The sequence below is a fragment of the Streptosporangium sp. NPDC048047 genome (assembly GCF_040653115.1).
In the GTDB taxonomy this organism is placed as follows: Bacteria; Actinomycetota; Actinomycetes; order Streptosporangiales; family Streptosporangiaceae; genus Streptosporangium.
Genome location: NZ_JBEZNH010000106.1, coordinates 1 through 8660, shown reverse-complemented (window position 1 = coordinate 8660; position 8660 = coordinate 1). Strand labels below are relative to the sequence as shown.

The following is an 8660-nucleotide window of genomic DNA, read 5'->3' as shown; positions in this document are numbered from 1 at the left end:
ACCGAGTACGGCGTCAAGTGGCTCCCCTTCGGCGGCTACATCCGGATGATCGGCACACCGTTATCCACCCCGGCAGTCTCCCCGTAGAGCGGTCCTTGCGGACCGTCGAGTACTCGACGCCGAGCGCCTCGGCGGCGTCCTGCTCATCAAGGAGGTCATCGGGGTGTTCGCGTGTTCCGACCGGCCACGTCGGCAGCGGGCGACCGTCCCGGACGGCTTCGGCCTGGGCGCGGTCGTAGAGCGGTTTGCGGCGGCCTGGCGTGAAGGGTTGCAGGCCGACCGCCGCGGCGCCTCCCTTGTTGCGGAACGTCTTGTAGGCCATGCCGAGCAGCTGGGCGATGCCTTCGGCGTCGATCGCATCGCGGCCCTGTGGGATCATCGGCCCTCCTGCAGGGTGAGCGGCTCGTAAGGTTCGCCGGGGTCCGGATTGTAGTGGCGAAACGCCACCTGTCGGCTGGTGGCGGTGTCGATGACGACCAGGCGCAGCCATAGGTCGGTGGCGCCTTCGCCGCTGGCTGCGGCCTGGGCATGTGCCATGGCACACAGGTCGTCGAGCGCTTGGTCGACGTCGTCGGCGCTGGGCACGCGGGCGAGCGTGTGGCCAAGGTCGTCTCGGATCTCGTACATGGTCATCCTTTCGGAGCTGGACTGGACCGCCCTTTGGATCCGTGCGGGGTCGCTGGGGGGTGGGTCTGGCCGGTGGGTGACCGGCCAGACCGGGACGGTAGGGCCAGCAGGGTCCAGTTCTTCCGCTGCCTGCTCTGGGCCGTCTTCAGGCCGGGCGGCGACCAGCGAAACCAGCCAGTGCCTTTCACGGTCGATCACGACGTACCCGCCCATCGCCAGGTAGGCACGGTCGCCGGGGATGGCTGTTGGCGACACTCGGTGCAGAGGTGATGAGCCAGGGGGTAGCTTCTCTGGGCTCACCTCGACGTGTGGAGCGTCTCGGTGACCATCGCGGTGTACTGAGCGGTAGGCGGGGATGAGGCTGCAATCGGGTGGTGAGGCAAGGCGTGCCCTTTCGGTGTGCGGCCTTCAGTGTGAGCGAGCTGGCCGCGGCGAGAAGAGCCCGAACGGGGTTCTGTGGATGGTGGGAGTGGAGGGGGAGGTCCCTTGCGCGGGGCCTCCCCCTCGTCTCTCACCGTTCGCCGAGGGACCCCGGCCAGACCTCGCTTTGGGCGAGGCGGTACATCCGGGCCCAGGCGGCGATCTGGCTGGTGGCGGAGGGCCGGTCATCGCAGATGATGATCAGGGTGCCGACCTTCACTTTCAGCTCACCGTGGCCGCTGGGGCTGTACCTGGCGATCTTCCCTTGGAGTTCGCGGCTTTTGATCCACCCGCTGTAGGCGATGGACGCCAGGGCCAAGGTCTTCGGGTGCGCCGGGTAAGGGGCGGCGCACCCGTCGGTGGTGAAGATACGTGGCAGGATCTTTTCGGCCTCGCGCCAGATTGTCCAGATCGATCTGGCGGCCAGGTGGTGGGAGATGGTGATCACGGCGCCGGGGATGCCGACGCGGATGGTGTCCGCGTGGCGCTCGATTAGGGTGTCGTGTTCTCCTGCGAGGCGGATCACCACGCTGGTGCGGTGCTGAGCGGTTACGCCCACCAGGGCTCCTCTCTTGAGTTTTCAACCTGCTGCCGGTCGAGGTTCCAACTCCCTTCCGGCACATAAAACTATACCGCAGTCGTGCCCCAAAGGACAGGGATTCGACGTACCGGAAACCTCTATTTCGGTCCTTCGAAAGCCCCACATCAGGACAGAATTGCGGTATAGTTTTATATGTCGAAAGGGGCGCGGAACCCCCGAATCGACAGCAGGTTGAAAACTCAAGAGAGGAAAATCGCGTGGACAACCATCACGACAACAACCCGCTCGACGAGCTGGGCGCCAGATTCTTGGCCGCCTACATCGTCATCGACAAGATCCTCGGCGAGCTGCCGATCCCCATCCGAATCCCTTCCATCGAAAGGGACGACTGGAATAGCCGGATCGGCGTCGCCGCCCTGGAGCGCGCCAGGGCGGCCTTGCGAGACCTCCCTCTGGACAGTCTCGCGGCGTCCATACTGGACAAGATGATCTTGGATTGGCACACCGCGCACGCGATTGCCGACCTGACCGAACTGGTCGGGCCGCAACCCCATCGCCTGGAAGCGATGGCCTACGCGCTGACGCGAATCGGGGCGAGCGTCGACCTGGTTCAGCAGCGACTCAGGGACACCGAGAATTGATCCCCGCCGCCCCCGAGCCTCACAGCCCGGGGGCGGCGACCTTGCTCAGCCGATTCTGGCAGCAGGACATGAAGAAGGGCCGGCGAGCGGAGCCCGAGGGCTCTGTATTGGAACCTCGCCGGCCCCGCAGGTTGAAAACTCCCGGAGGAGTCCTTCCATAGTAGGCTAGCCGCACACGGGATCGAGCACCTGGCCACATTTTCGCCACGCTCACAAATCAGTACCAGCCCCACGGAGAGTCTCCGTGTCGACCGCTCCCAGCCCCACGAGGATCACCACCCTCCACGCCACCGGTGAAGACCCGCATTACGGGCATGTACTGGATACTTGGCCCTGTACGGCTTACGCCCATCCAGGCGCGCAGGGACGAAGTGGCCGCTGCTCAGGTGCTGGAGCGCTTGGCCGCCCGGGGCAGGCGGATTGCCAGCTCCATCCGGCACGGTGAGGTGGTTTTCCAAGACGCCCGTCCTGGGTGGGGTGAGTCGGCCAAAGCTCGCTTTGGAAGCGGCCTGCTATCGGCCTCTGGCTCGCCTGATAGTCGTACACAGCGCAAAACCCTCACCCATGACCAGGTGGGGGGCTTCGTTATGTCCAGGCTCATGCCGTGGGCGTATGCGAACGAACAAGGCACACGGTGCATTCGAAATCGAGGAGGCGCCCGTGGAGCTGGACCGTATGGAAGACCTCCGCCCCGAGCTCATCCTCATCGCGGCGCGGCCGAACGGCTCGCCGTGGACGGTACCGGCTCCGGCGCGAGACGCCTGGATCCGCGGCCTCCGGCCTCATGCCGTGGCGCTGCAGCCGGAATTCCCGGTCGACGGTGGAATCGCCCGGGCCTGCTCGCATAGGTTCCGCATCGCCGCCCTGGGCACAAGGTTTCATAACCGTCCCGGGCCGGGGAGCGCAGCCGGCCTGCCGGATCCGTACCGGCACGTCCAGCACCCGCATCCCAGCCCTCGGGTCTTTCGGCGCCTCCGCCTGGGTGAGGGCGCCCATCGCCGCCCAGCCAGCCGGGGGGCGCCCACACTGCCGCCTGCGGCCACCACGCGATCTCCAGGCTCCTGCTCCGAGGATCGCGTGGTGGCCTCTGTATGTGACCTCATTCGGTGAGGTCACGAAGTATCACTGAAGTACTAGGACTCAGCAGCGAAGGGGACGTCACCCTGAGCGGCTTGAAGCGCCTCATCGGGAGCGGCCTTGGCGTACTGGAAGACCTCGGACGGCAGAGCGTGATCGAGCCGCCAGACGACACCGATGGGGCGTTCCCCCTTGTGGCTGATGTAGCGCATGGGCCCGGCATAGGTGTAGGGCGGGGTGCCCCAGCCTTCGTCGTGCTTGGATCGGCGGATCATGAGGTGGACCGTCGAGAGCCCCTTGATGTAGCGCTCGGCGGTGGGCGCGGTAGCGCGTAGCCCGCTTTGCGACTCCCAATGGAACCGCTCCTGAGTGATGGCGTAGTCGCTGTAACGCGTGCTTTCCGTGTAGTCCTTTTCCGCCTTGTCGATGGTCACGAAGAACACATCGGCCCGGTGTTGAGCGACGTATTTGACTCCTTCGCGCATGTGCGCGGGCTTGTCCACGCCGAACGCGGCTAGGACCTCGTTCTTGCTGTAGCGGGCGTGCACGCACAGCGGTACGTCGGCGTGCAGCGGCGAGGCCGTGGTGCGGGCTCGGCTCCTCAAGACCTCGGCCAGTTGCCCGAGTTCGGCGCGCCGGTCTTTCTCGATCCGGTTGAGCCGGATGGCCGCATCGGCGTGGGACTCGGTGCCGCCCCACAGTGCCGTGTCCAGCATCGCCTGCATCCGGTGTTCCCGCACCGTTTCCGGCGGCCGGACCATGCTCTCGGAAAACGCGTGCATGAAGGACAGGCGCTCGGTGTCGTCGATGTGAAGCATGCGGCCGAAGGCCCGGCCCAGTTGCGCATCGCGGGCCGGGTCGCTCGCTGCTGGCGCGAGGCCAGCGGCGCGGCGCAGCGCCGTCCAGCCTCCTCGGTTGCGGTAGAGGTCTTCGATCGTGAATTCGGTGGCGTTCAGAAATCCCGTCAGGGTCACGTCGCCCAGTTTGCGGAGCTCGCGCTGGAGCTCTTTCCACGTTGGGCGGTTGGCGCTGGTCATGGTTGTTTCCTTTTCGGAATCGGAGAAGTGACGCCGGGTTTGGAGTGCCATCCACATCCGGCAATGAACACATTACCAGTTAATGCATAATTTGTGGTTGCGGGTCCGCCGTGCAAGCAGAGATACACGAATCGCGCCGCCCTCTTCTTCGAAGGTGGCGGCGCGATTCGCTTCCCGCGAGCAGCGAGGTTGTTGAGGAGAACGGCCAGAAGTCTTTATGGATCGGTGAAGGAGATTGGAGTTCGAAAAACGCTCGGTCGTGTGGCGGGCTATCGCCTGGTGGTGAGTGACAGGTCAATGGCTAGATCGGTTCGCGGGGTGCTCCGCAGTATGGGCAGCCGAGTTTCTGTGAACGGCACGGGTGGTCAGCGTTTCCGGTGAGGCTGCACATCTCTCGCGGGCAGGCGTCGTGTTGGGGTGACAGGCAGTGCGGTCCCCATATCCAGGTGTCGATCACCGCCGCTGTGGCGTCGGTGAGCAGCGGGTGTCCGTGGTGGTTCATCCATGTCTCAAAGCGGCTGCGGTCGGGGTTGCTCACGGAGGTGGGCCAGATGCGCCGCCAGTCGGGTTGCCCTGCGGTGATGGTGACTTGATCCAGGTGTTCAGGGCCGTGGCTTTCTTGTTCGGGCCAGTGTTCGAGCAGGACCACCGGCCCGTTCAAAGCGTGCGTCAGTGTGGCGTGGATGCTGGTGGCGCTGTTGGTGACGCTCGCTCCGATACCCATCTGGCTGACGATCGCCAGATGGGTATGCGGCGCGGCAGTACGAGTGGTCCAGATCCGTAGATGGGCCATGCCGGATCCGGCCGCGCACGGAGAGGGATAGAGCCATGCGGGATTGTTGAGGATGAGGTCGCCGGGGACGGGCAAGGCGGGAAAGCGTAGGTCGTTCATAGGCCCTTCCGGGAGGGTTCGGGTGGAATGGGAAGATCGCCTCGGCGGAAAGCCGTCGAATGGCGGGGCAGGCGTCCTGTTTTCCGGGGACCGGCCCCGCCACGTACGTCCCTGGCCCATCGCGGTTGCGCTTTTGCCGCAGAGGGCGCCCGTGCGAGGGTGGTCGGTACCGAAAGACCGCGGGTCGGCGGTCTTGACGTTCCCGCCGAGGAGGAGCGACGCATCAAAGACCCGGTGAGTACCGGGGTCGACCGGCGGCCAACGCGCCCAGCGGCGGAGCGCGAGAGGGGATCGGACTCCGCGCCTGATAGGCCGCACGGTCGACTGCTCACGAAGGCGCCCTACGAACTGGCCGAAGGCGAGGGGATCGCGCTGTAGGGCCGCATGAGGCGCGGTCCGAACCGCTGCGCCTTATCCTCTTCGTCCGCCCAGGCGTGGGGGCGTGCCTGGGCGGACAGCAGTAGGCACATCGGGCGCCACTCGGGGTCGTCCTCCTGGAGGAGGTCTTCGGGGAGCTCGTCGAACTGCACTCCGGTGATGTAGAGCTGCCGGAGCAGCCACAGCAGGGCGACAGGGTTGCTCGGGTTGAGTTCTCCCCAGGCGCGGCGCAGGAAGCTGTCGGGATCGATCGGAGGCAGAGCGCCGGAGTGCTCGAAGTCCTCGATGATGGCGCCGTCGGCGTCTCGCACACTGTGGAGGAACAGCTCTATGTCGCGGTCGGTCTCATCCTCCCCGATCGCCAAAACCAGGTAGGCCGCGCCTGGATACTGGGTGCGGAGGGTGTCGGCGATCAGACGGGCCAGTTGGCCCGCCCTGGCGTAGTGAGCCTTCGTGGCTCGCTCCCATGCCGCCACCAGGTCGGCCGGGCCAGGTGTGCCCGCCCGGGAGTTCAGGACTGCCCTCATCTGGCTCTCAGGGGGGTAGGCGCCGAACGATTCCTCCATGGTGAGGATGTTGCCAGTGTCGGCGTCGATGAGGTCGTAGCTAAGGCCGCCGCCGGCCCACACGGTCTGCTGGACCTGGACAGGTCGTCCGTCGATGGTGTGCTCGCCGACGATTTTCGTCGAAGAGATCTTTCCCATATTGGTGTCCGTTTCTTTCGGATCGGAGATTGATCGGGGTCCCCGAGTGCCATCGGGGACCCTTCATGACCAGAAGTCATCTGATATGGATGGGGGCTTTTGCCTGACCGCAGCGGCAGGGCAGGCAAAGGCGTGCGGGCGTCGCCTACTCGGCGGCGGCGTCCTCTCCTGTGTCCTGCTCGTCGTCGTCCCAACCGGCGTAGTTGTGGAACCCATCGGTCCAGGTGAGGCTGGTGGTGGTCATGCCCGTCGGCGGGCCGATCCAGCTAGCGGGGGTACCGGGGAAGTGCGGTGTGCCCGGGTTGTGGGAGTCGCCGTTGAGCCACGGCCACAACTCCCCGACGAGTTCGAGGAGTTGGCCGTCTTCTGTCTCCCAGTAGAACTGGGAGTTGCCACCGACTCCCCAGGTGTCGATCTTGTCCCACACGCACACCAGGCGCTGCTTCACAGCCTCGCTGATCTGACCCAGAACGGAGTTGACGGCCCCGTCGTCATATCCCGTCGACATACGTCCGCGCAGCTCGCTGAGGGCATACAGCGGGCCGGGGGCGGCGGGTACGCAGTCGGCGAGCAGGTTGCGGGCTCCTTCCGGGCCGTAGGCACGGATCATTTCCTCGATCTGCCCGGCAAGACCGTGGTTGTTGGTCTCTGAGGCCGGTTCGCTGAAGAGGTCATGGACGATCGGATCCAGGTCCTCTTCGGTGATGCCGGCCGCCGTTGCCCAGAGGGTGAAGGCGTCCACGGTGGCCAGGTGATGGCGGCAGCGGGTCCAGACTGCCTCTATTTCCCCTTCGGACGGGTAGGTACTGAACGGCTGCTCGGCGGTGACCACCTCGCCGGTATTGGCGATGAGGTCGTAGCGGGTTGTCCTCCGCACTCGGATGCGCTGACCGTCGATGATGCATTCACCGACGATTTCCCCTGAGGAGATGTCGCTCATCGCGACCTCTTCCTGTTTCGGATCGGAAATGTTCTGGAATCTCTGGGTGCCACCAGAAGATCCCTTGCATAATTTTAGCGCGATCCGCTTTCCCATGATCCAACCGGAGTACCGCGGTAAAGCTTCGACGTACGCGGGGCGGGAAATCCTCTATGGGGTGCGGTGACATTACGGGGTGAGGAATTTCCCGCTGGCGTACATGGGTGATTCGATGGCGCGGCGCGCCTAGAGCGGGTCCAGTTGCCGCGGATAGGAGCGGGTCGCCAGGCCGATACGGGTGCGGGTTCGCTGGGCGCGGCTGCCCAGGCGCATCAGGTAGCGGTGGTTGCCGCCGTGGCGGATCCGGCGGGCGCCGATGACAGGCAGTTGCCGGCTCAGCCAGTGGGCGGGGTCGTCGCCGGGCTCGCGGGGAGCGGCCCCGTACCGGATGAGCTGGCGCTCGACGTAGCCATAGCCACGCTCTTGGTTTCGCACCTTGGCCATGGCCCGTTCCGACAGCACCGTGGCGTCGGGCAGCAGGGTGAGGGTGCGCGGCGTGGTGCGCCCGGCGTAGAGGCAGTTGCTGGCCATGTAAATGATCCCCAAGTGACCGGGGAAGATGATGTCCCCGCCGAGTGTCAGGCGCGGGCGTGGATCGGCGAAACTCACGACGCCTCGCACGCCTTCCGCCGCGGCCAGCCGGGACGCCTGGGCGAGAAACCAGGATTCACCATTTGCGGGCACGCTTTCGCTGAGCACGAACCGGCCGAGCTCTAAACTCTGCACGTAGGGATCGAGGTCCGGGAAAGCGTTGGTGAGGGTGGCCCGGCTGGCTGGAATCGAAAACACCGCGACGCCGACGAGTTCAGGTCGTGGTGCGGCCAGATCCCACATTCCGTAGCGCAGGCGGGCCGCGGGGTAGGAGCCGGAATAATGAAAGGTAAGAATGAATTCCTTGGCGCCTGCTTCAGGTAGTGTTGCCACACCGTAGCGGTCGGCGTTGAAGCCTCCTTCGCTGCGGTGCCGCCAGGAGGGGGTTCTGCTCTCGGTCCAGCGCTGGCACCACGGTGAGGCCGGATCCAGCTCGCCGAGGGTGAGCTGGCGGGCGGCGATGGAGGTTCGGCGCTCAACCGGTGCCCGCACGAGACGGGCGCGCCCGGTCACGCGTCCTCCGGCGTCATGATCGTGACCACCGGCCGGGGGTCGTCTCCCGGGCCGATGTGACAGATCAAGGTGACCGTACGGGGCCGGGTTCCCTTGCCCTGGCGGGGTACCCGGGCGATGCGGAAGCGCACCTGGTCCCCGGAGGTCTGGGACGCGGCGATGCTGGCCATGTTCAGCACATCGTGCAGGCGGCCCCGCTCATCCTGAGACACTGTTGGCGAAGTAGATCAAAAAGCAGCGGCCCCATGATCACATCTGTG

The 8660-nt window shown here is 65.6% G+C and carries 10 protein-coding genes; 1 reads left to right on the top strand and 9 read right to left on the bottom strand.

The genetic code is table 11. The features are described from left to right. Window positions 1–13 precede the first annotated feature (13 nt). The 3 genes from AB0D67_RS38555 to AB0D67_RS38545 all read right to left on the bottom strand — a co-directional run bounded on the left by AB0D67_RS38555 (window position 14) and on the right by AB0D67_RS38545 (window position 1606). Window positions 14–379, bottom strand: a complete 366-nt coding sequence (locus tag AB0D67_RS38555) for a hypothetical protein (protein ID WP_362947239.1) — start codon at window positions 377–379, stop codon at window positions 14–16. Further along, the gene (locus AB0D67_RS38550) at window positions 376–627 is read right to left on the bottom strand and encodes a hypothetical protein (protein WP_362947236.1); all 252 of its coding nucleotides are present in this window, start codon (window positions 625–627) and stop codon (window positions 376–378) included. The genes AB0D67_RS38555 and AB0D67_RS38550 overlap by 4 nt, the downstream gene beginning before the upstream one ends. Window positions 628–1138: 511 nt before the next feature. Then, window positions 1139–1606 carry a hypothetical protein gene (locus AB0D67_RS38545; protein WP_362947235.1) on the bottom strand — a complete coding sequence of 156 codons (468 nt, stop codon included), beginning with the start codon at window positions 1604–1606 and terminating at the stop codon, window positions 1139–1141. A gap of 239 nt (window positions 1607–1845) precedes the next feature. Between AB0D67_RS38545 and AB0D67_RS38540 the strand changes: the two genes are divergently transcribed. Continuing rightward, window positions 1846–2229: a hypothetical protein gene (locus AB0D67_RS38540; RefSeq protein WP_362947232.1), complete on the top strand. Its 384-nt coding sequence runs from the start codon at window positions 1846–1848 to the stop codon at window positions 2227–2229. A gap of 1133 nt (window positions 2230–3362) precedes the next feature. Here the strand turns inward: AB0D67_RS38540 and AB0D67_RS38535 are convergent. The 6 genes from AB0D67_RS38535 to AB0D67_RS38510 form a co-directional block, all read right to left on the bottom strand. Continuing rightward, window positions 3363–4343 carry a DUF3427 domain-containing protein gene (locus AB0D67_RS38535; protein ID WP_362947228.1) on the bottom strand — a complete coding sequence of 327 codons (981 nt, stop codon included), beginning with the start codon at window positions 4341–4343 and terminating at the stop codon, window positions 3363–3365. 301 nt (window positions 4344–4644) lie between these two features. Beyond that, the gene (locus tag AB0D67_RS38530; protein ID WP_362947226.1) at window positions 4645–5235 is read right to left on the bottom strand and encodes a hypothetical protein; all 591 of its coding nucleotides are present in this window, start codon (window positions 5233–5235) and stop codon (window positions 4645–4647) included. Between the two features lie 341 nt (window positions 5236–5576). After that, window positions 5577–6317: a hypothetical protein gene (locus AB0D67_RS38525; RefSeq protein WP_362947224.1), complete on the bottom strand. Its 741-nt coding sequence runs from the start codon at window positions 6315–6317 to the stop codon at window positions 5577–5579. Window positions 6318–6462: 145 nt separating this feature from the next. Further along, entirely contained in the window at window positions 6463–7353 is an 891-nt protein-coding gene (locus AB0D67_RS38520; protein WP_362947221.1) for a hypothetical protein, read from the bottom strand. 129 nt (window positions 7354–7482) lie between these two features. Further along, window positions 7483–8400, bottom strand: a complete 918-nt coding sequence (locus tag AB0D67_RS38515) for a hypothetical protein (protein WP_362947218.1) — start codon at window positions 8398–8400, stop codon at window positions 7483–7485. Beyond that, window positions 8397–8612 (bottom strand): DUF6573 family protein, encoded by a 216-nt coding sequence (locus AB0D67_RS38510; RefSeq protein WP_362947215.1) that lies wholly within the window; start codon window positions 8610–8612, stop codon window positions 8397–8399. The genes AB0D67_RS38515 and AB0D67_RS38510 overlap by 4 nt, the downstream gene beginning before the upstream one ends. Between the last annotated feature and the right edge of the window lie 48 nt (window positions 8613–8660).

Coding starts and splice junctions, on each gene's coding strand:
- AB0D67_RS38555 (WP_362947239.1), bottom strand. CDS start 379: ATGATCCCACAGGGCCGCGATGCGATCGACGCCGAAGGCATCGCCCAG.
- AB0D67_RS38550 (WP_362947236.1), bottom strand. CDS start 627: ATGTACGAGATCCGAGACGACCTTGGCCACACGCTCGCCCGCGTGCCC.
- AB0D67_RS38535 (WP_362947228.1), bottom strand. CDS start 4,343: ATGACCAGCGCCAACCGCCCAACGTGGAAAGAGCTCCAGCGCGAGCTC.
- AB0D67_RS38530 (WP_362947226.1), bottom strand. CDS start 5,235: ATGAACGACCTACGCTTTCCCGCCTTGCCCGTCCCCGGCGACCTCATC.
- AB0D67_RS38525 (WP_362947224.1), bottom strand. CDS start 6,317: ATGGGAAAGATCTCTTCGACGAAAATCGTCGGCGAGCACACCATCGAC.
- AB0D67_RS38520 (WP_362947221.1), bottom strand. CDS start 7,353: ATGGGAAAGCGGATCGCGCTAAAATTATGCAAGGGATCTTCTGGTGGC.